Origin of the sequence: Neobacillus sp. CF12 (genome assembly GCF_030348765.1) — a bacterium.
Lineage (GTDB): Bacteria > Bacillota > Bacilli > Bacillales > Cytobacillaceae > Neobacillus.
In genome coordinates, this window is record NZ_JAUCEU010000007.1 from 1,590,158 (window position 1) to 1,612,647 (window position 22,490).

Here is a 22,490-nt window from a genome sequence, read left to right on the forward strand (position 1 = left end):
ATTGTAAAGCCATTTCCGGTTCACGGAGATGGCTTTTTTGTATTTGGAATTATGTAAAAAAAGGAGGAATCGTAAATGAATTTAGCTAGTACAGCCATTGGTTACCCATATATAGGTGGTAATCGAGAATGGAAACGTTGTCTTGAATCGTTTTGGAAAAGTGAGAAATCAGAGGAAGAGTTTATCTTTGAAATGAAAACCATTCGGTTAAATCAGTTGAAGCACCAGCAATCATTAGGTTTAGACATTCTTACAGTTGGAGATTTTACATTTTATGACCGTATGCTCGACCTCGCCACCATGTTCGGTTTAATTCCGGCTCGCTATAAGTGGACTGGAGAGAGGGTAGATCTTACGACATATTACGCAATGGCACGTGGAGCGAAAGATGTTGTGGCATCTGAAATGACAAAGTGGTTTAATACCAACTACCACTACATTGTACCTGAGTATGAAGACCAGCCACTAAAATTAACTCAAAACTACATTTTAGATTACTTTTTAGAAGCGAAGTTCGAACTTGGTTTAATAACAAAACCGACCATTATAGGTCCATATACTTTTGTTCAACTATCTAAAGGATACTATTCCATATCAAAAGCATCTTTTATTTTAAGACTCTTACCGCTTTATGCTCAAGTACTCCAACAACTTGTAGATGCAGGAGCAAAGTGGATTCAAGTAGAAGAACCAGCATTAGTCCTTTCATTAGCACCTGAAGATATCAAACTAGTTCAACAAATTTATAAACAATTAGCACTAGAAGTACCTGAAGCGAAACTGATGTTGCAAACCTACTTTGAAGGATTATCAGCGTATGAAGAGCTGATTCAATTACCTGTTGCCGGAGTCGGCCTTGACTTTATTCATGGTACAGATGAGAATATGGAATCAATCCGTAAACACGGTTTCCCACAAGATAAAGTATTAGGAATTGGAATCGTAAATGGGCGTGATATTTGGCGGGCAAATTTGGCTGAAAAAGCACTGATGACAAAAGCTATTTTATCATTAAGCGGTGTAAATGAAGCCTGGGTTCAATCTTCTTGTAGTTTACAGCATGTACCTGTTACGGCGAAATCCGAAAAGCAGCTGGATGCCACTCTTCTAAATGCATTGTCCTTTGCAGATGAGAAAATTGTTGAGTTACAACATATCACGGCCTTTGTTTCAGATGAGGGTTGGTCAGGAAGTAAAAGCGTGTCACAAAGTATGCTGGCAATTCAAGCATTAAAGCAGCATGAGGCGAGGAAAAATCCACGCGTGGAAGATCTCCTATCGCATGTGAAACCAGAGAATTTTGCACGTTCAATGCCTTATAAAGAACGTCAACCTTTACAACAAGCAGCGTTACATTTACCTGATTTTCCAACAACCACGATTGGCAGTTTCCCTCAATCTGATCAAGTAAAACGAACACGTACAGCATGGCGTAAAAAAGAAATTACGGATACTGAATATGCAGAGTTTGTGAAAAATGAAACGGCTCGTTGGATTCAAATTCAGGAAGAAATTGGCCTTGATGTTTTCGTGCATGGTGAATTTGAGAGGACAGATATGGTTGAGTACTTTGGGGAAAAGCTTAAAGGTTTTGCCTTTACAGAAAAAGCATGGGTTGTATCATATGGGTCACGTTGTGTGAAACCGCCGATTATTTATGGTGACGTCGAGTGGACATTACCAATGACAGTGAAGGAAATAGTAGAAGCACAGAAATTAACATCTAAGTATGTTAAAGGGATGTTAACAGGACCTGTCACCATCTTAAATTGGTCTTTTGTGCGTGATGATCTTTCTCGTGAACATGTAGCCAACCAAATCGCCTTAGCACTAAGAGAAGAGATTCAAGCATTAGAAAATGCTGGCATTGCTATTATACAGGTGGATGAACCCGCTTTACGTGAAGGCTTGCCATTAAGGAAAGAAGATTGGAATGAATATTTATCATGGGCAGTAAATGCATTTAAGCTCGCGACTTCGAGTGTCAGAAATGAAACACAAATCCATACACATATGTGTTATTGCGAGTTTAATAACTTTATAGAGCCGATTCGTGCTCTTGATGCAGATGTCATTTCTATCGAAACGTCTAGAAGTCATGGGGAACTAATTCAATCACTAAAACAAAATCCATATGAACTTGGTATTGGTTTAGGTGTGTATGATATACATAGCCCGCGTGTCCCCAGTGTAGAAGAAATCGATGTGATATTAAAAGATAGCCTTGAGATTATTTCAATAGAACAGTTCTGGGTGAATCCCGATTGTGGTTTAAAAACACGGCATGAAGATGAAACTATTTTCTCATTAAAAAATATGGTGACAGCTGCACGAAAACTTCGCCAACGGCAAAAACAAACTGTTAAAAACTAAAAGGTAATTAAAATTGTAATTGTCTATAAAAGGAAGAAGATGTAAGCTGCAATTTCCCTTACATCTTCCCCTTTTTTAATAACAACAAGTTTTCCTTTACTCCGCTGAGCCTTCAATTAGCCCCTCATATATTTCATTATATTTCTTAGCAGACTGTGACCAACTATAATCTTGCGTCATTGCATTTTGTATTAAGTGATTCCAGGATTCATCTTGATGATAGTATTGTAAGGCTCTTTTAACAGTATGAAGCATATCATGGGCATTTAAATTCTTAAATGAGAACCCATTACCCAAACCTGTTGACTCATCATAAGATTGAACGGTATCATTTAATCCGCCTGTTTCTCTTACGATGGGAATGGTTCCGTACTGCAAGGCGATAAGTTGTCCTAGTCCACATGGCTCAAACTGCGAAGGCATTAAAAACAAATCTGCCCCTGCATAAATTTTATGGGCTAATGCCTCACTAAAACCAATATATATCTTCACCTTATCTGGGTATTCAAAGGCCATTTGATTCAAGAAGTTTTCATAATAATAATCTCCAGATCCAAGTACGATGAATTGTACATCATCCTCCATTATCTCATGAAATACATGGAGCACTAAATCTAAACCTTTTTGTGCTGTTAACCGTGTAACCATTGCAATAATGGGTGTGTCTTCTTTTTCGGGTAAACCAAAATATTGTTGTAGAACTTTCTTATTTTCAGATTTCCCCTCTATCGTATCAAGATCATAAGAAACAGCAATATCAGGATCTAGGCTTGGATTATAAACGGAATCATCTATACCATTTACAATTCCAATGAGCTTATTGCTGTGCTTTCGTAATAGTCCATCAAGCTTTTCTCCATAGTAGGGGAATTGAATTTCCTCTTTATAGGTGGGACTGACCGTTGTTACAACGTCAGAAGAAACAATACCACCCTTCATAAAGTTAACATTTCCATAAAATTCAAGCTGCTCCATATTAAAAAAATGCGGATCTAATCGTAACAGCTCACTCATTAACTCAAATGGGAATATTCCCTGGAATTGCAAATTGTGAATCGTAAAAACGGTTTTTATTTTCGAGTACATTGGATCATGACGATATTGGGCGTTTAATAAAAAATTCACCATAGCGGTATGCCAGTCATGAGAATGAATCACATCCGGAATAAAATCCAGATATGGGATACACTCGAGTACTGCCTTTGAGAAAAAAGAGAATCGTTCTCCATCATCATCATGCCCGTATAATGAGCTGCGATTAAAATAATATTCGTTATCAATGAAATGATAGGTAATTCCATCATGCTCTGTGGTAAAAATGCCGCAGTATTGACTTAGTGGACCTAAGGGAACATTAATGGAATTTTTAAATTGAAAAGATTGTTTAAACTTTTCAGGAATTAAACTATAATTTGGTAAAATAACATGTACCTCAGTACCTAATTTTTTTAACTCTTTAGGAAGTGCACCTGCTACGTCCGCAAGACCACCTGTCTTCACAAACGGAACACACTCAGATACGGCAAATAAAACTTTCACTTCTCAGCTCCCCTTTTGTACTGTCCCTTTTTCGACTACATAAGGTGTCCCTGCATTTCCAGTTAGTTTGACACCACTTTCAATTCTGACATCCTTATCAATGATGACTCCATCAAGTACACAATTTTCTTCTATCTGAGTTTTCTGCATAATAATGGAGTTACGAATGACAGAGCCTTTTCCGATTTTGACAGAACGGGAGATTATGCAGTTCTCCACTTCGCCTTCAATCTTGCATCCATTGGCAATCAGAGAGTTCGCAACCTTTGCGCCCATTTTATAGCGTGTTGGAGGCTCATCCTTTACCTTTGTAAAGATTGGCTCATCTCTCGTAAATACTTGTTTATATGCTGCTGACTCAAGCATATCCATGCTATGTTTATAGTAACTTTCTAGAGAGTCTATAATTGCAATATATTCCTTATACTCATACTTTTCAACTTTAAATTTATCTAGCCGCTCATTTACGACATCTACAATACTGTGATAGCCCTGATCCTTATACTGTTCAAATAGACCGAGCAATAAATCTTTTTCTAAAATGAACGTTTGCAGCGATTCTCCATTATGAACGACCTCGGTAATATCTGCTTCTGTTTCAATATGATGATCCAAAATGGTACTAAAATTTATGGTCCCAATAATATTGCAGTTGGTAATCACCACATATTTTTGCCTGCTGCGTAAGAAAAAGCTAATGTTCTTTGCAAGATGTGCAAAGGATCCAAAATCTTCATTCTTAAAATTGCTATCTGGCGTGAAAACAAACAGTCCATCACGCTTTCTATCCAAGTCCCATTGCTTGCCACATCCTAAATGGTCCATAAGGGACCTAACCCCATGACCAGTGAAAATAGCAACACTCGTGATCCCTGAATTCACCATATTCGATAACAAAAAATCAATTAATCGGTATCGTCCTGCAAACGGAAGGGATGCTATGGATCGATGAGCTGTTAAATTTTGAAACGTGTCCAACTCATGGGTTGCATTAATGATTCCTAACATTGATTGTGGCATAGTATCTTATTCCTTTCCTATCTATTTTTTCTAAACATCCTTAGCAACCAGTATGACATCGTCCCTGTTCTTTTCCGGACGAATAATGGTATTATCCTCAACGACCATGTCTTCAGCGATAATGGCCTTCTCAATTACTACATTTTTTCCAATCACAGCATTGGGCATTATTACGGAGTCCTGAATCACGCTTCCTTCTTCGACTGTTACACCTTGGAATAGAACAGAATGCTTAATAGTACCTTCTACGATACAACCTTCATTAATCAATGACTCTTCTACATGAGCAGTTGGAGAAATATATTGCGGCGGCTGGTTAGGATTAACCGAGTATATTCTCCAACTTCGATCATAAAGGTCTAATTCTGTTTCTTCTTTTAATAAGTCCATATTTGCTTCCCATAGACTTTTAACTGTCCCAACGTCCTTCCAGTACCCCTTGAATGGATACGCGACCACTTTTTTGTTTTCTTCCAATAAAAGGGGAATAATATCCTTGCCAAAATCATTGGAGGAATCCGGATTATTATCGTCTATCTCTAAAAACGTTTTTAAAACAGACCAATTAAAGATGTAAATCCCCATAGAAGCCAAATTACTTTTTGGATTTTTTGGTTTTTCCTCAAATTCAATAATGTCTAAGTTGATGTTCGTATTCATGATTCCAAAACGGCTTGCTTCATCCCAAGGCACCTCAATAACAGAAATGCTAACATCTGCATCCTTTTCAATATGATAATCCAGCATTTTAGAATAATCCATTTTATAAATATGGTCACCAGAAAGGATCAGGACATATTCTGGATTGTATTGCTTTATGTAATTAATATTTTCGTAAATAGCGCTGGCTGTTCCTTTATACCACTTAACGCCAGAGGTTTCCGCATAAGGAGGCAATACTGTTACCCCGCCATTACTTCTATCTAAATCCCAAGCCGCACCAATCCCGATATAAGAGTGTAAAACCAGAGGCTGATACTGTGTTAATACACCTACTGTATCAATTCCTGAGTTTGTACAGTTACTTAATGGAAAATCAATAATTCGATATTTGCCGCCAAATGAAACAGCTGGCTTTGCAATATATCTAGTAAGAGCCCCAAGGCGGCTACCTTGTCCTCCTGCTAGCAACATTGCTACGCACTTTTTTTGTACCATTGCTATTTGTCCCCTTTCTGGATTTAACTGGTCGTAAAATGGATATACCAAATGGAGGTATGGTCATTTCGAGATGACATGGCTGGTTGTGAAACGGCTTTTCAATCGGTTTGATTTTCTTATTATTGACCTGACCAGAACCACCAAATTGAATACTATCACTATTAAGTATTTCATTGTAAAAAGCGTAAGATGGTACCCCAACTTTGTAATGTTCATAAACGACCTCTGTAAAATTACACACGATAATAAGAGCGTTTTCCTTTTTTCCTTTTCTTATGAACGAGAAAATACTTTGATCTTTATTATCGGCATCAATCCATTCAAAGCCTTCGTAGGAATGATCCAGTTCCCATAATGCCTTTGAATCTTTATACAGCTGCATTAATTTTTTGAAGTAATCATTCAAAATACGGTGCATCTCAAAATCGTGTAATTCCCAATCTAAATCCTCTAAATCCTTCCATTCATCGAATTGACCGAACTCTCCACCCATAAACAGCAGTTTTTTACCTGGGTGTGTCATTAAATACCCTAATAAAAGCCGCAGTTGTGCAAACTTCCGCCAATAATCACCTGGCATTTTATTTAATAGTGATTTTTTTCCATGGACAACCTCATCATGTGATAAAGGTAGGACGAAGTTTTCTGTATAAGCATACAGTATGGAAAAGGTTACTTTGTCATGCAAATACTTCCTGTTCTGCGGTTCTGCTTCCATATATTTTAAAATATCGTTCATCCAACCCATGTTCCATTTATAGTTAAAGCCTAAACCGCCTTCAGAGGTGGGTCTTGTCACAAGCGGCCAATCGGTCGAATCCTCAGCAATCATTAGCAGATTAGGTTCTGCGTCAAACACGACCTCATTCAGCTTTCTTAAGAAGCTAACAGCATATTCATTCTTTTGAGATTCCCCTCCTGCTTGCCAAAAAAGCATATTGGCAACCGCGTCAACACGAAATCCATCAATATGATAGTATTTGATCCAGAATAAAGCGTTAGAAATTAAAAAACTTTGCACCTCACCTTTTCCCAAATCAAAATTCGCTGTGCCCCATATCGGATTTTCTTTTACGTAAACATCCTCATATTCATAAGTAGTCTGTCCATCGAACATATACAAACCATGGGCATCTTTACAAAAATGTCCCGGAACCCAATCAAGAATAACCCCTATTCCACTTTGGTGACATTGGTCAATAAAATACATTAAATCGTGCGGAGTACCATATCGACTTGTAGCAGAATAGTATCCCGTTCCTTGATATCCCCAAGAACGGTCATAAGGGTGTTCAACTAAAGGCAAAAGTTCAATGTGTGTAAAATGATGTTCAATTACGTAAGGAATCAGTTCATCGGCTAGTTCCCTATATGTAAAAAACTCTTCTTCACCCTTTTTCTTCCAAGAGCCTAAATGTACTTCATAAATGGCAAGCGGTTCTTCATACACAGTTTTCTTTTCTTTATGTTGAAACCATTCCTGATCCTGCCAATTGTAACCTTCCAATTCATAGATAATAGATGCTGTATTTGGCCTGATTTCTGAATAAAATGCATACGGATCTGATTTAAGGATGGTGTCTCCCTTTGCTGTTTTAATTTGATACTTATATATATCATTTTCTAGCAGCCCCGGGATAAAAAGGGACCATATTCCCTGTTTATTAAGTTTCGTCATTTCATGTTTACTACCATTCCATTTATTGAAATCCCCGACAACATATACTTGGGCAGCACGCGGAGCCCAAACAGTAAAGCGAGTACCTTTTTCTCCTTTTTGACTTTCAGTATGAGCGCCAAATACTTTATAACTCTCAAACAAATTTCCTTCGTGAAAAAGATATACTTCATACTCTGTTGGATGTGTATCAATCACAAGTCTCACCTCTTTAAACTGCTTTTACAGTATGACTATTAAGGTTATTTATATTCTCCTTAGCTTTTCTAAAAACAAATGTTTAATGCATCACATAACTTTGAAAATCTCTTAAAAACAAGGCTCTGATAAAGAAAGATGTTGATTTTTCTAACAGAAATCCTTATGAAAGACTAAACTCAATGAGGAATCTTCTGATTTGTCTTTCATCATGCTTATGGAGGACAAATCTTATTGGGAACTCTCCTGATTTGTCTTTCATCATGCTTATGAAGGACAAATCTTACTTGGAACTCTTCTAATTTGTCTTTCATCATGCTTATGAAGGACAAATCTCACTGGGAACTTTCCTTATTTGTCTTTCATCATGCTTATGAAGGACAAATCTCACTTGGAACACTCCTGATTTGACTTTCATCAACCTTTTATACAGTTGTATTAATAATCAACAATGAATTTTAACAAAGCTAAAAACAAAGAAAACGACCCCGAAATAATAGGAGTCGCCTTCGTTAATTATTGATATTTTTTAAAAAACTGTTTAACACTTTTCGATACCGCCATATATCTTTACTTTCAACCGGAAGCTCATTTATGTCCCAATACGTTTGATATTTCCTATGTGCAGTCAGTTTGCCATCGGGATATTGCATAAATGTAAGGATCCCTTTGTTTTCTTCATCTTCTAATGCTATGTAGTGCTTCGATCCATCCCAGTTGGCTAACTCACCAAACCTCTCGCAAAACTGCTCAACATCGGCTTTACTTCGAATAATCATTCTATTCACTCCTTGCTATAATATGTTAATCCGCTGATAACCTGCCAGATTCTTAAAAATCTAGCGTTAAACATTAATTTGATAGTATTATAACATATATCTCTTTTTGAATTTAGTTTATGTGAGATTTTAGAACTATAAATCTTGAACTTCACCACAAAAAAAAGAGAGAAACTTTTATTAAAAATCTCTCTCTTTTGCTATTTTAGTAAATTAAAGAACGGAACCTGAAACACTTTTTCCAGGTAATAATGACCTTGCTATATTAATTGAAGAAACTAATCTGTTTTTCGCTTCTGTATCTAATTCATAACGATTATTTCCTAATTTTCCAATTTGACTATCTAGTATAAACACTCCTTTTAAAATATGGGTTGCTCCCAAAGCCGCTAGTACTGGTTTTAGGGAATAATCGATCATTAATAAGTGCCCAAAAGTTCCACCAACGGCAATCGGTAGTATCGTTTTACCCTCCAGACCATTTTGTGGCAGGAGATCCAAGTAAGTTTTTAAAACCCCTGAAAAGGAAGCTTTATAAACCGGAGTCATAATCACGACTAAATTTGAATGCTCAACTTTCTTATTTTGCTTGATAATTTCTTCACTATCAAACTTCGCTTGAATTAAATCTTCTGGTGGAAGATTACGTATATTAATAATTTCAGGAGTAATTCCAACACCAGTTAAATGATTGATAACACCATGTAATACCCCATTTAATCTCGTATGCTCAGAAGGACTCCCAGAAATAATTGTCACCTTACTCATTATTGAAACTCCCTTTCATAATGGATTTTTTCATCAAAATGATTCGTTCAATGGTTTTACTTTTTGTTTGATTTATTTCCAGTTAATTGGATCGACCCAATATCACTGTGTGGATGACTAAGGGATTTAAATTTTCTATATTCATTTTCCAGGTCCGTTAGTGATAGCTCAAAAAGGTGTTTATCTTCTTTTTTATACACATTATAAGCAATCAGTTTTCTTATTAATTTTTTGCGCTTATTTTCAACAGCATTCCGAAGAATTTCTCCCATCCGAATCACTCCTATTTATAGTTTAATAAATACAACGGTTTCGTATGGATAATAATCTTAAGATTCGTTAATTAGTAAAATGTCGATTTAATAATGCTCTTGAACTTTCATATAAAAAATATGCGGCGCTGATAATAGCCGATTCATCTAGGGTAAATTCGGGATGGTGCCACTCCTCGTTTCCATTTGTACCGAAAAATGCAAAAGTCCCTGGGACGTTATAAAGATAGTAGGAGAAATCCTCACCGGCCATTGATGGTTCTGGATCAATTACTTTTATGGATTGCTTTTTAGCAGCATACCTCGCAATCTCCGTCACCGACTTATGATTGTCTAGTGGTGGTGGACCTGGAAACCAGCCAATTTCAACTTGGTGCGAAAAAGCGGTGGCAATGGATTCAACAATGGTATAAAACTTTGCTTTTACGTCTGCACGGATCTTATTGTCAAAAGTTCGAACGGTACCCTCAAGGATGATATTGTCAGGAATAACGTTCCATGTGCTGCCGCCAACGATTTTCGTCACACTCAAAACAGCACTTTGAAGAGGAGACACATTCCGACTAACAACAGACTGAAGAGCAGTAATAAGGTGCCCCGCTGCTACAATAGGATCTTTTCCACTTTGCGGTATCCCAGCATGGCTCCCTTTACCATAGAGAACAATATGAAATCGATCAACTGCTGCCATTAAAGGCCCATCTTTTAAGCCAATTGTTCCCACAGGCAGATCTGGTTTATTATGAAGTCCAATGATGGCTTCTACTCCCTCGAGATGACCATCCTTAATCACTTTTAGTGCGCCGCCGCCCGATTCCTCTGCTGGCTGAAAAATAATTCGGACTGTTCCATTTAACTCAGCTTGAGATTCTTTCAAAAGATACGCTGCACCAATGGCTGCTGCGGTATGAAAATCATGACCGCATGCGTGCATTTTCCCTTTAATTTTGGAAGAATATGGTAAACTTGTTTGTTCCACAATCGGAAGAGCATCAATATCTGCACGAATGGCAACGATTGGTCCAGGATTCCCACCTTTAATTTCTGCAACAACACCCGTCGACAGTCCAGTCGTGCGAATATCAATTTCTTCATCCTGCAGCCATTTTTTAATGGACTTTGTTGTTTCAAATTCTTCGTTTGATAATTCAGGGTATTGATGTAAATGACGCCTTATCGAAATGAGGTTTGATTCTAATTCAGTTCGATTCATATCCTCACTTCCTTCTATAAATCAAATCGAAAGCATTTTACTAATATCTCTTGATTTTGAAACTCCTTGGTTTGATCTCGTTTGAAGCCATACCATTCGTATAGCCGAATGGCTTTATGCATTTTATCACTTGAATGCAAATACAAGCTTGTTGCTCCAAGCTCCTTTGCGTACGCAACACTTGCCTTTAATAACGCTTGTGCTACACCTCGGCCTCTTGCTTCAGGATGAACACCTAACAATCGAATAATTGGCGAGAAAATTTCAAGTTCTGGCTTTGCATATGCCTTTTCAGAGGATTGAAAAAGCTGCAAACTGCCAAGAATGTCCTGATTGCTTTTTGCCACTAAAATCTTATCGACATCTGGATTATCAACGGAGGATTGAATATTTTCCAAATACAATTTCCAAATTTCAGGATTTTTATAGGAATGTTCATACTGTTGATAACTCTCTACTAATAAATTCCTTACCTGTTCCTTTTCATCTTCTCTTATCTCATCAATGATGATTTGGTTTGTTACCAAAACATTCACCTTCCTCCCAATGATTGATTGTTAATTCACCTGTTCTTTAAGTGGTGTAAAAAATGTTTCACCAGAAATTCGTTGTAAGAAACGACGGGTACGTTCCTCCTTTGCTGCATGAAAAATTTCCAATGGTGTACCTTCCTCCACGATTACTCCCTCATCCATGAACAACACCCGATTCGATACTTCTCTTGCAAAACTCATTTCATGTGTGACAACCACCATCGTTATTCCTTCTTGTGCAATTGATTTAATAACAGAAAGAACATCTCCAACTAACTCAGGATCAAGAGCGGATGTAGGCTCATCAAAAAGAATGACCTCTGGATTTAACGCTAAGGCTCTAGCAATCCCAACTCTTTGTTGCTGCCCGCCTGAAAGCTGAGAAGGATAGTGATGCAGTTTATCACTTAAACCCACTTTCTCCAGCACTCTTTCACTTTGTTGTCTCGCGTCCTTTTTCTTTACCTTCTTTGCTACAATTAATCCTTCCATCACATTTTCCACCACTGTTTTATGGGCAAATAAATTATAATGCTGGAAAACCATCGCCGATTGTTTTCTAATCGCGAGCATTTCTTTTTTTGTCGCTTTTTCTGCATCAATGATTATATTTCCTATTTGAACCATTCCTGCATTTGGTTTTTCTAAAAAGTTCAAGCATCTTAACAGCGTCGTTTTGCCCGATCCACTTGGACCAAGGATGGTAACGACCTCCCCTTTTTCTATTTTCAAATTAATGCCTTTTAACACTGGTGACTTATTAAATGATTTTTTGATACCTTGTAAATAAATCATGACACGCCTCCTCGATTATAAGCAGTCACCTTTTTTTCAAGTAAAAAAGATATTCCTTCTACTAGAATCGTAATGCCCCAATAGATAATACCTGCAGCAATAAATGCTTCTAAAAATTTCAGGTTTACAGAAGCGACAATATTAGCTGCCCCCGTCACTTCTTTCTGAGAAACAAGAAAAGCAATCGATGAAGTGTGTAAAAAGCCAACAAAAATATTCGTGAAATTCGGAATAGATTGAGCCAGGGCCTGAGGTAGAATAATTCTGATCATCGCTTGAAACTTTGTCATTCCAACCGAATAAGCAGCCTCCATTTGTCCATTTGAAACGCTGATAATACCAGATCGAATAATTTCAGATAAGTACGATCCCGCCGCCAATGTTAAGGCAATTAATACAAACAAAATAATCGGGATTTTATTTGTTTGTATACCTAAATCAAACCTGAGTGAAATTTGATCGAGTAATAATGGGAAGCCAAAATAAATGACCATAATATGCATGATTATGGGTGTTCCTCTAAAAAAGGAGACATAACCATTTGCGATGTGATAGAGATATTTCACTTTATAAATTCTAACTACAGCCACCGCAATGCCGATTAAAAATCCAGCCAGCAATGGTACAATTGTTAGGATGAGTGTAATAGGAAGCGCCTTAATAATTTCTTTAAAAGCTACCCAAATGAATGGAATATCAATTGTCATGTACGCGATCCTCCTTCCTAAGCAACGGCAGTTACATCAGCCCTTAGATAACGATTGAAATATTTTTCTAGTTTGCTAAATATTTTTTCAAACAATACGACGACAATATAGTAAATAATAGAAAGAGAGAGATAAACTTCAATGGCATGTGCAGTTGCAGCAATAAGGGTATCTCCTCTTCCCATCATGTCCATCACTCCGATGGTAAAAGCAAGAGAAGTATCCTTTAATGAACCGATCACTGAATTGGCCATGTTCGGAAATGCAATCCTTACAGCCTGTGGAAGAACAATTCGAAAAAAGTTTTGTCTGCTTGTCATCCCCACGGAATAGGCTGCTTCGGTTTGACCGTAATCAACTGCTCGAATCGCTGCTCGAAAAATTTCAGCAAATCCTGCACCATTACTAATGGCGTAAGTAATAATTACAAAATAAATGGCATCAAGCCTTGTAATATCGATAGTAAACAATAGCATGAGAACCGCTGGCAGGCCATAAAAAACCAGGAATAATTGTATTAGTATCGGAGTTCCCCTAATAAATGAAACGTATAATATCACCAGTTGATTCAATAATGGTATTTTAAATAGCCTCGGTATTGCTGCTGCAATACCGAGGGCAAATCCTAGAATAATAGATGCGGCTAATATCTGCAGAGTTACTCCAAGGTAATGAATAAGTGTCGGAATAAACTCAAAAATTAACATAATATCAAATGCTTTCCCCATTTGGGTTCGCCTCCAAGCTCCTTAAAAATTAACCGTATAGTCAGCTCCTAACCATTTTTTACTCAACTCACTAACTACTCCTTCTTTTTTCAATTCAACCAGTGCTTCGTCAATTCTTTTTTGTAAAGGTGTTTCATCTTTTCTAAGTAGGAAATATACCTTTGAATTTAGTAGCGGCTCTCCTACTACTTTTTGCTGTGCATCTACAGCATCATTACTGAAATCAACAGAAAATGGTGTCGTGATTGTTGCGTCTGCGCGACCCGTTTTTATTTGATTAATCGTAGAATCAGGTCCATTCCCCGCATAAACAATTTCAATTCCTGCATTATTGTCTTTGTTATATTTTTCTAGAAAAACAGCTGAATTACTGGTGGCACTTACAATAGCCTTTTTCCCTTTTAAATCTTTTATTGATTGAATGTCATTATTATCTTTATGAACCGTTACATGAAGCGGAAAGATATTATAAGGTTCCTCATTGAAGAGAAATTTCTCTTGGCGTTCCTCATTAACTTCCATTTGGTGTGCCACAAAATCGATTTTATTAGTTTCTAAGCTTAATAACAGATTAGAAAATTCCATTGTTTTGAATTCAAATTCGTATTCAGGCAGCTTTTCATCAATTTTCCGAACTAATTCAACATCATATCCAGTTAACTTTCCATCCTCATCAATAAAGCAAACATTAGGAAACTGTGTCCCTGTACCGACTATTATTTTTTGTACTTTTGTCCCTTCTTTAGCCCCTCCAGAACTTTCCTTTGAAGTTGATTTCGTTTCTTGGGAAGAGCATGCACCAAGGGCTAAAGCAAGCAACACCATTATAAGTACCATGAATTTTTTCTTCATTTTCCATCCATCCTTTTTTACTCAAATGTTATTAACCATTTAAAAATATGTTTTTAGTCGGAATTACCTCGAAATTTTACTATTATTAAATTTCTCAAGAACTTTTTCAAGATGGTCAATTCCCACCTTTGTTACCCCTTCATACAACTCACCCTGACCAATTTCAATTACAGGTACATGTCTGACACCATATTTAACTTCTAAAATATCTCTGCGCTCATCATGATGGGTAACATCGATCGTTTCGTATTTATACCCTTTATCTTCTAAATATTGTTTTACCTCACCACAATAGTGACAACCTTCTTTAGCCCAAACCACAACGGATAATTCTTTTCCCATCTTACTTTCCTCCCTATCATCTTCATTTTATTTTTAATAAATAAAGGCTCTCCATTAAAAGATTTATCATCTTAAAAAGAGAGCCTCTAGTTGACTAGTCGGCAGAAATACTTGTAGCTATTACTAAGCTTTTGTTTTATCAATGGGTTGTCACCTTTTTTGCATAACGGTTTTCTGGAAAAGGAATTCCTAGGTTACCACGTAATGTTTCATCTTCGTATTCCGTTCTAAATAATCCTCGTTTTTGAAGAATCGGCACGACAAAGTCCACAAAATCGTTCAATCCATTTGGAACAGCTGAACCAATTATAAATCCATCCGCTCCATTACCTTCAAACCATTCCTGAATGAGATCAGCTACTTTTTCAGGAGTTCCAATAAATGTCGGCTTTGGTGTTGTCTCTTGTAATGCAACTTGTCGAAGGGTTAAGTTTTGTGCCTTTGCTTGTTGTTTAATTCGATCCGTATGACTTTGGAAACTATTTTTACCTAAATCTCCTAGTTCAGGGAATGGTTCATCCAAAGGATATTGTGAGAAATCATGATGCTCGAAATATCGACCTAGATAATCTAGAGCTTTATCGATTGATACTAAATTTGCGATTTCTTGATATTTTCTTTCAGCTTCTTCCTCCGTTGTACCAATAATTGGTGCGATCCCTGGTAGAATTGCGAGTTCATCTGGATTACGTCCCAAAGCTAATGCTCTGTTTTTGACATCCTGATAAAACTCTCGTGCCGCTGATAATGTTGGATGACCTGTAAAAATAGCATCCGCTTCTTTTGCGGCAAGGTCTTTGCCTGCCTCAGAGGAACCAGCTTGGAATATTAATGGTCTTCCTTGCTTAGATCTACCAATGTTTAATGGTCCCTGTACGGAGAAAAATTCCCCTCTGTGATTTAATTGGTGTAATTTATCTGAATCAAAAAATACCCCAGTCTCCTTATTTCGAACAAATGCATCATCTTCCCAAGAATCCCAAAGTCCTTTAGCTACTTGCAAGTATTCAGCTGCAATTCGGTACCTTTTCGAGTGATCAGGATGTTCCTCAATTGTTTTGCTAAAGTTTAAAGCAGTCTTCTCTAAGGGAGAGGTAACAACATTCCAGCCAGCCCGGCCATGACTGATATGGTCAAGCGATGCAAATTGCCTTGCAACATTGAATGGTTCACTATATGAAGTAGACAGTGTACCCACAAGACCTATTTTTGATGTGACAGTTGCAAGAGCAGATAAAATAGTTAGTGGTTCAAAACGATTTAAAAAATGAGGAATTGATTTCTCGTTAATATGCAAGCCATCGGCAATAAAAACTAAGTCAAATTTTCCTTCTTCAGCCTTTTGTGCCTGATTGGTATAGAACTCCAAACTCACGCTTGCATCAGCTTGTATATCAGGATGCCTCCATCCAGCAATATTTCCTCCAACCCCGTGAATAATAGCACCTAATTTTAATTTTTTTTGAATAGACATTGAAAATCCTCCTTTTTAATTCCGAGTTAATCGATGAGAATACTTTAATTATTCTTGTGATTTATCCTACCACGTAAAGAATAGGGATTCCATACTTTACCTGATAGAAAAATATATTGTATTGATTTAGAAAATCTATCAGAAATATAATTGATTATTTTGACCGTAATACTAGCAATCACTACAACAGGATGCTATTTAGTTGCATTTATTTGACTTCTTTTTATCTCCTCACGTATAAAACACCAAGACCTCTTCGAAAAGCAAATCGGAATCCCAGATTCTTGTGCCTTTCGTTTTATGGTTCCTGTGAGATTGTGGTTGATAAAGTCTGTTAACACTAAGATTAAATCTACTTTTCTTGGTATATCAGTGCGAACCATCTTTTTTTTCCGTCCATTTAAATGGATTACTTCCCCGAAGCCCTCCCCCTCTAAGTTTTTAAGAATAGTACCGATACGATCTCCTCCAATAACTAACAGTGACTTCATGGCCAATCCTCCTTTTAAAATGCCTCAGCAAACTCCAACTAAACCTAGTACTAAACTAGGAATTATTTGGATAAAAATGTACTTCATAAATGAGTAATGAAGACCTTTTGTTTATTTATGGATTAGTTACTAGATATAAATTGATTCATTGGAACTGGCAAATCATAGTGATCTCTCAATGTATTTCCTGAATATTCCATCCTGAATAACTGTCTACGCTGCAATTCTGGTATAACAAAATGGACAAATCGATCGAAATCACGATTCATTACTTGTGGCATCAGGTTAAATCCATCTGCTGCTCCATTAAGAAACCAATACTCAAGTTCATCTGCAATATTCTTTGGTGTCCCACTTATTGTATAATGACCCCTTCCTCCTCCTAGGCGAATCAGCAATTGTTTAACGGTAAGATTTTCTCTTTGAGCCAATTGGACGATTAATTGAGTACGACTTTGGTGACCTTGGATTTCTCCGATATCAGGAAGCTTGGGCAACGGTTCATCTAATGAAACAGATGTTAAATCCACTCCAACCCTATTAGAAAGCTGAAGTAAACTATGGTTAAAATTCATGAATTGTGCTAACTCCTCTTCCCTTTCCTTGGCTTCTTCTTCGGTATTACCGATAATAAAACTAAACCCCGGCAATATTTTGACTTCATTAGGATTCCTACCGTTCCTAGCTATTCTTTCTTTTACATCCTTATAAAACACACGTGCATCTTCAAACGTTTGTTGAGAGGTAAATATTGCATCAGCATATTGAGAGGAGAATTCCCTTCCATCCTCTGAAGTCCCTGCTTGAATGAGAACAGGTCTTTTCTGTGGGGACCTTGGAATGTTTAACGGTCCACGAACTTTAAAGAACACCCCATCATGATGAATTTCATGTACTTTTTGGCTGTCTGCAAAAATTCCATTCTCTCTATCTATTATCACAGCCTCATCTTCCCAACTATCCCACAGCTTCAAGGTTACTTCTAAAAACTCTTTTGCCTTTTTATAACGAAAAGCGTGTTCAGGAATGGAACTAAGATTAAAATTTTGAGCCTCACCATCGGTTCCAGAAGTAATGATATTCCAACCAGCGCGCCCATTGCTCAAAAAATCAAGGGACGAAAACCTCCGAGCCACATTATAGGGTTCATTAAAACTAGTTGATACTGTCCCAATTAACCCAATATGGTCCGTAACAGACGCTAAAGCTGATAATAATGTGGTTGGTTCAAAAGAAACAAGTGATCCATTTTCAATCGCTTTAAGGGAAGTTGAAATACGATCAGCGAGAAAAATCGAATCCAATTTAGCCTTTTCTGCTTTTTGAGCCAATTTTTTATAGTATGCGAAGTCCATCATTTTTTCAGGGAGTGAATCTGGATGACGCCAAGAAGCCTCGTGATGTCCCTGATTATATAAAAATAAATTCAGATGCATGGTGTGCCCTTGATTATTCATTGAAATCTCCTTCCCGCCATCCAATCTATTTTTTATTATCCGTCTTATTAAAGTATTTCTTCCTATACCAATGTCGGTTGTTCGTTTTCCCAAACCGTACTAGGAATTTCTCGTCGAAGGACTGGTATAACCTCCTCAGCAAATCTATCAAGTTGCTCAAGTTGTTCTTCTTTACTTAATCCTTCAACACTGATACTTTGTACTTGGTGTCCAAATGCTTGATGATATTTTAGTATCTTCTCTATCACGTGATCCGCACTTCCTATTAAAGCTGAACCATTTTGAATGTGATCTTCAAGATTCTTAAATGGCGATTGATTGAACTTTGAGGCTTCTGTGCCCATAAACATATCATAATATGGACGATAACGTTTAATGGCTTCTTCTGTTGTTTTTGCCAAATATAATCCTCTTGCACCTGCACCAACAACTGCTTTCTTTGGATCATGGCCATAATATTCGAATCGTTCACGGTAATGATCAATTAATTCTTTATACTTAGCCATTGGATGAAACGTATTAGATGAGAATATCGGTTCGCCATTCTTCGCAGCAAGCTCAGTGGATAGTGGACTTGATGCACTGCCATGCCAAATTGGAATCTGTTTTTGATATGGTCTTGGTTGAGTCGTTACATTCGTTAATAATGGACGATACTTCCCCTCCCATGAGACATTTTCCTCATTCCACAAACGTTTTAGAAGTCCATACCGCTCAGCTAAAGACTCCCACTGCTCCTCCTCATCAATTCCAAATAATGGGTAGTGACGCGGGTCATTTCCTTTACCAATCATTAACTCTAATCTTCCACCGGAAAGATGATCAAGAGTAGCATAATCCTCTGCTACACGCACTGGATCAAGAACACTTAAAACCGATACCGTTGGCAGCAATCGAATTTTTGATGTTTTGGCAGCTATAGCCGTTAACATCACGGCCGGTGAAGAAGACAAAAACGGTGCACCATGCCGCTCACCCACTCCAAAACCATCAAAACCAAGAGATTCAGCAAAAACAGCCTGGTCGATTACATGTTGTATTCTTTGCTGTGCAGTTACTACCTCGCCTGTCAAACTGTTTGGGTGGTTACCCATTAAATCAAACAAGACAAATTTCATTGTAAACACCTCCATTTACTAAATCATTACGAGCAATTCATTTAAATTAAACAGGATCATGACAGGCAACCCAGTGCCCTATATGAATCTCCCTAAAGATAGGCTGTTCCACTCGGCAACGTGCAGTAGCTGCTGGGCATCGGGTATGAAATCTGCACCCTGTTGGCGGATTAGCCGGAGATGGAATTTCCCCCTGAATGGTTATCCGTTCTCTAGTGCGAGTTGGCTTGGGAATTGGGATCGATTCAATTAACCCTTTTGTATAATGATGGGCAGGATGTAGGAATAATTCTTCACTAGATGCCATTTCAACCAATTGACCTAAGTACATGACACCTATACGATCAGATATATGCCTTACAATATTCAAGCCATGGCCAATAAATAGGTAGGTTAATTCCCGATTTCTCTGTAAATCCTGCAATAAATTTACAATTTGTGCCTGAATAGAAACATCTAATGCAGAAACAGCTTCATCCGCTAAGACAAACTGAGGATTTAGGGCAATAGCTCTAGCAATTGCGATACGCTGACGCTGTCCTCCTGAAAATTCATGTGGATAACGGTCAGAGTCACTTTTATTTAACCCAACCACCTCTAGTAACTCCTGAACCCTATCCTGTTTTTCTTTCTTTGTGGAATTTGCATGAACTTGAAGGGGCTCACCAATAATGTCTCCAACCCTCCAGCGTGGATTAACAGAACCATATGGGTCTTGATAAATTAGTTGCATATCTTTCCGTTTTTCCCTTAATGCTTTTGAACTCAGTTTTGACAGATCTTGCCCCTGAAAAATTACTTTTCCGCTTGTTAGTTTTTCTAGCTGCAAAAGAACTCTTCCTAATGTTGACTTTCCACTACCTGACTCACCGACTAGACCAAATGTCTCGCCTTTATTAATTGAAAATGAAACATTATCCACAGCTCTAATAAATGATTGAGTACGAGAAAATACATTCTTTCCAATTGGATAAGATTTACTTAATCCTTGAATTTCAAGCAAGGTTTCACGGGAATGTTTAGAATCCGTTGGAACAAAATCATTTTGAATTGGCACATTTATTTTTGTTTCCACTACACTTTGTTCTCTACTATGTTTATCTACTATCTCCTCTGCATTCCAGCATGCGGTCTGACGGTTATTCACCTCTACTAATGGAGGTGCCTCGATAAAACAGCGTTCTGACGCATATGGACAGCGTGGATGAAACTCACATCCAGTAGGTAAATTGTTTAAAGCTGGAATAGACCCTTTAATCGAATAGAGTGCTTTACTCCTATCACTATCCAATGTTGTTATTGATTTCAATAACCCATATGTATAGGGATGATGAGGCATTTCAAACAATTCCTTGACGTTTGCATGCTCTACAATTCTTCCCGCATACATCACTATAATTCGGTCAGCCATTTCTGCAGCAACACCCATATCATGAGTAATTAAAAGAATGGACATCCCCATTTCTTCTTTCAATTCCTGAAGCAAATGTAATATTTGCGCTTGAATGGTAACATCTAGGGCTGTTGTCGGCTCATCCGCAATAAGGAGGTCTGGACCACAAGCAAGAGCCATCGCAATCATAGCCCGTTGCAGCATACCTCCAGACAACTCATTTGGATATTGGTTATAGCGTATCTCAGCAGCCGATATACCCACCCGTTTTAATAAATAAAGAGCTCTTTCTTTCGCTTCTGATTTACTAGATTGCTTATGTTCAAGAATTGTTTCAATGATTTGGCTTCCAATTGTAAATACAGGATCAAAAGCAGCCATTGGTTCTTGAAAAATCATTGCTATTTTTTTCCCACGAATAGATCGAAGTTTTTTATTCGTAAGATGTGTTAGGTCTATTCCATCCAGCACTATGCTTCCGTCCGATATTTTTCCATTTTCATAATCTATAAGCCTCATAATCGATTTGGAGGTAACACTCTTGCCACTTCCAGATTCTCCAACTATACAAACAGTCTCACCCGCCTGAATGTACAGCGTTACATCCTTGATTGCTGTTACATCGCCAACTTTTTTCGTGAAATCAACTTTTAATTGCTGAATATTAAGTAGTTTCTCCATTTTTTCTCCTCCTTTTATCTCGAGTTGCTTGTTTTAGGATCAAAGGAATCACGGAGTTTATCTCCAATAATATTGATGGCTAGAACAAAAAGAGTAATCGCTAAACCTGGAAATGATGAAATCCACCAGCCTACTGTTAAATAACCTCGTCCCTGTGAGAGTAGCGCACCCCAATCAGGAATTTCTTTAATAATCCCAAGACCTAAGAAACTCAACCCTGATCCAATTAAAATAGAGGTTCCAAGTCCTATCGTCCCCATTACTAAAAGTGGGGAAAAAGAGTTTGGAAGGATATGCCAGAGAAAAATTTTCCAGTTCGGCGTACCAATTGATCGAGATGCATCTATATACTGTCGTTTCTTAATACTCATCATTTGTCCTCTCATCACACGTGCAAAAGCAGGTATAGATGAAACGGCAACAGCTAAAACAATATTTAATAAACTTGGACCTAAGGCTGCTGCAATGGCTAAAGCCAGAAGAATACCAGGGATGGTCATCAAAATTTCAATTATCCTCATAAAAATAATGTCAACAATACCTCCCATATAACCAGCGAATCCCCCTATCGTCCCGCCAATGATACTGCCGATAAGAACGGACGCAACACCAATAATGAGAGAATCACGACTTCCATAAATAACTAAGCTAAACACGTCTCTCCCAAAGTAATCTGTTCCAAAAATATGTGCTGCACTTGGTTTACTTAAAATCAGTTCTGTATTCATATAGGTGGGAGAATAGGGCGCAATCAATTTGGGAAATAAAGCACATCCGATGATAAATAAAACAATAACAACCGCAACGTATAAAAATAGTTTTGAGGCAGAAAAGGGGTGCTTCTGTTTTGTTAAAGTCCATTTGGGAACCCGCAGCACTTTTTCAGCATTAACCATTTCTTTCATTTGATTTCTCTCC

The 22,490-nt window shown here is 37.5% G+C and carries 21 protein-coding genes; 1 reads left to right on the top strand and 20 read right to left on the bottom strand.

Annotation, left to right across the window (positions count from 1 at the left end; all coding sequences use genetic code 11):
- The first annotated feature begins 75 nt into the window (after positions 1 to 75).
- Positions 76 to 2,373, top strand: a complete 2,298-nt coding sequence (gene metE / locus QUG14_RS07755; RefSeq protein ID WP_289339940.1) for a 5-methyltetrahydropteroyltriglutamate--homocysteine S-methyltransferase — start codon at positions 76 to 78, stop codon at positions 2,371 to 2,373.
- 96 nt (positions 2,374 to 2,469) lie between these two features.
- On the opposite strand, the gene glgA is transcribed toward metE, so the two are convergent.
- The 20 genes from glgA to QUG14_RS07855 form a co-directional block, all read right to left on the bottom strand.
- Positions 2,470 to 3,912, bottom strand: a complete 1,443-nt coding sequence (glgA, locus tag QUG14_RS07760) for a glycogen synthase GlgA (RefSeq protein ID WP_289339941.1) — start codon at positions 3,910 to 3,912, stop codon at positions 2,470 to 2,472.
- Positions 3,913 to 3,915: 3 nt separating this feature from the next.
- Positions 3,916 to 4,932 carry a GlgC family sugar phosphate nucleotidyltransferase gene (locus QUG14_RS07765; protein WP_289339942.1) on the bottom strand — a complete coding sequence of 339 codons (1,017 nt, stop codon included), beginning with the start codon at positions 4,930 to 4,932 and terminating at the stop codon, positions 3,916 to 3,918.
- Between the two features lie 30 nt (positions 4,933 to 4,962).
- On the bottom strand, positions 4,963 to 6,090 hold the full coding sequence (locus tag QUG14_RS07770) for a glucose-1-phosphate adenylyltransferase (protein WP_289339943.1): 1,128 nt from the start codon (positions 6,088 to 6,090) through the stop codon (positions 4,963 to 4,965).
- Positions 6,041 to 7,969 (bottom strand): 1,4-alpha-glucan branching enzyme, encoded by a 1,929-nt coding sequence (gene glgB, locus QUG14_RS07775; RefSeq protein ID WP_289339944.1) that lies wholly within the window; start codon positions 7,967 to 7,969, stop codon positions 6,041 to 6,043. The genes QUG14_RS07770 and glgB overlap by 50 nt, the downstream gene beginning before the upstream one ends.
- A gap of 512 nt (positions 7,970 to 8,481) precedes the next feature.
- A complete protein-coding gene (locus tag QUG14_RS07780) occupies positions 8,482 to 8,748 on the bottom strand; it encodes a hypothetical protein (protein ID WP_289339945.1) in 267 nt (88 codons plus the stop codon).
- 213 nt (positions 8,749 to 8,961) lie between these two features.
- Positions 8,962 to 9,516 (bottom strand): NADPH-dependent FMN reductase, encoded by a 555-nt coding sequence (gene ssuE / locus QUG14_RS07785; protein ID WP_289339946.1) that lies wholly within the window; start codon positions 9,514 to 9,516, stop codon positions 8,962 to 8,964.
- Between the two features lie 56 nt (positions 9,517 to 9,572).
- Positions 9,573 to 9,788 carry a Fur-regulated basic protein FbpA gene (locus tag QUG14_RS07790; protein WP_289339947.1) on the bottom strand — a complete coding sequence of 72 codons (216 nt, stop codon included), beginning with the start codon at positions 9,786 to 9,788 and terminating at the stop codon, positions 9,573 to 9,575.
- A 67-nt stretch (positions 9,789 to 9,855) separates the two neighbouring features.
- Positions 9,856 to 11,001, bottom strand: a complete 1,146-nt coding sequence (locus QUG14_RS07795; RefSeq protein ID WP_289339948.1) for an amidohydrolase — start codon at positions 10,999 to 11,001, stop codon at positions 9,856 to 9,858.
- A gap of 14 nt (positions 11,002 to 11,015) precedes the next feature.
- Positions 11,016 to 11,528, bottom strand: a complete 513-nt coding sequence (locus QUG14_RS07800; protein WP_289339949.1) for a GNAT family N-acetyltransferase — start codon at positions 11,526 to 11,528, stop codon at positions 11,016 to 11,018.
- A 30-nt stretch (positions 11,529 to 11,558) separates the two neighbouring features.
- Positions 11,559 to 12,329 carry an amino acid ABC transporter ATP-binding protein gene (locus QUG14_RS07805; RefSeq protein ID WP_289339950.1) on the bottom strand — a complete coding sequence of 257 codons (771 nt, stop codon included), beginning with the start codon at positions 12,327 to 12,329 and terminating at the stop codon, positions 11,559 to 11,561.
- On the bottom strand, positions 12,326 to 13,036 hold the full coding sequence (locus tag QUG14_RS07810; protein WP_289339951.1) for an amino acid ABC transporter permease: 711 nt from the start codon (positions 13,034 to 13,036) through the stop codon (positions 12,326 to 12,328). The genes QUG14_RS07805 and QUG14_RS07810 overlap by 4 nt, the downstream gene beginning before the upstream one ends.
- Positions 13,037 to 13,053: 17 nt before the next feature.
- Positions 13,054 to 13,764: an amino acid ABC transporter permease gene (locus QUG14_RS07815; protein WP_289339952.1), complete on the bottom strand. Its 711-nt coding sequence runs from the start codon at positions 13,762 to 13,764 to the stop codon at positions 13,054 to 13,056.
- Between the two features lie 21 nt (positions 13,765 to 13,785).
- Entirely contained in the window at positions 13,786 to 14,616 is an 831-nt protein-coding gene (locus QUG14_RS07820) for a transporter substrate-binding domain-containing protein (protein ID WP_289339953.1), read from the bottom strand.
- Between the two features lie 63 nt (positions 14,617 to 14,679).
- Positions 14,680 to 14,958 carry a glutaredoxin family protein gene (locus tag QUG14_RS07825; RefSeq protein ID WP_289339954.1) on the bottom strand — a complete coding sequence of 93 codons (279 nt, stop codon included), beginning with the start codon at positions 14,956 to 14,958 and terminating at the stop codon, positions 14,680 to 14,682.
- 139 nt (positions 14,959 to 15,097) lie between these two features.
- On the bottom strand, positions 15,098 to 16,432 hold the full coding sequence (locus QUG14_RS07830) for an LLM class flavin-dependent oxidoreductase (protein ID WP_289339955.1): 1,335 nt from the start codon (positions 16,430 to 16,432) through the stop codon (positions 15,098 to 15,100).
- Between the two features lie 194 nt (positions 16,433 to 16,626).
- Positions 16,627 to 16,923: a DUF2325 domain-containing protein gene (locus tag QUG14_RS07835; RefSeq protein ID WP_289339956.1), complete on the bottom strand. Its 297-nt coding sequence runs from the start codon at positions 16,921 to 16,923 to the stop codon at positions 16,627 to 16,629.
- 122 nt (positions 16,924 to 17,045) lie between these two features.
- A complete protein-coding gene (locus tag QUG14_RS07840) occupies positions 17,046 to 18,380 on the bottom strand; it encodes an LLM class flavin-dependent oxidoreductase (RefSeq protein ID WP_289339957.1) in 1,335 nt (444 codons plus the stop codon).
- A gap of 62 nt (positions 18,381 to 18,442) precedes the next feature.
- Positions 18,443 to 19,498: an LLM class flavin-dependent oxidoreductase gene (locus tag QUG14_RS07845; protein WP_289339958.1), complete on the bottom strand. Its 1,056-nt coding sequence runs from the start codon at positions 19,496 to 19,498 to the stop codon at positions 18,443 to 18,445.
- A gap of 46 nt (positions 19,499 to 19,544) precedes the next feature.
- The gene (locus QUG14_RS07850) at positions 19,545 to 21,572 is read right to left on the bottom strand and encodes an ABC transporter ATP-binding protein (RefSeq protein ID WP_289339959.1); all 2,028 of its coding nucleotides are present in this window, start codon (positions 21,570 to 21,572) and stop codon (positions 19,545 to 19,547) included.
- Between the two features lie 14 nt (positions 21,573 to 21,586).
- A complete protein-coding gene (locus tag QUG14_RS07855) occupies positions 21,587 to 22,477 on the bottom strand; it encodes an ABC transporter permease (RefSeq protein WP_289339960.1) in 891 nt (296 codons plus the stop codon).
- Positions 22,478 to 22,490 lie beyond the last annotated feature (13 nt).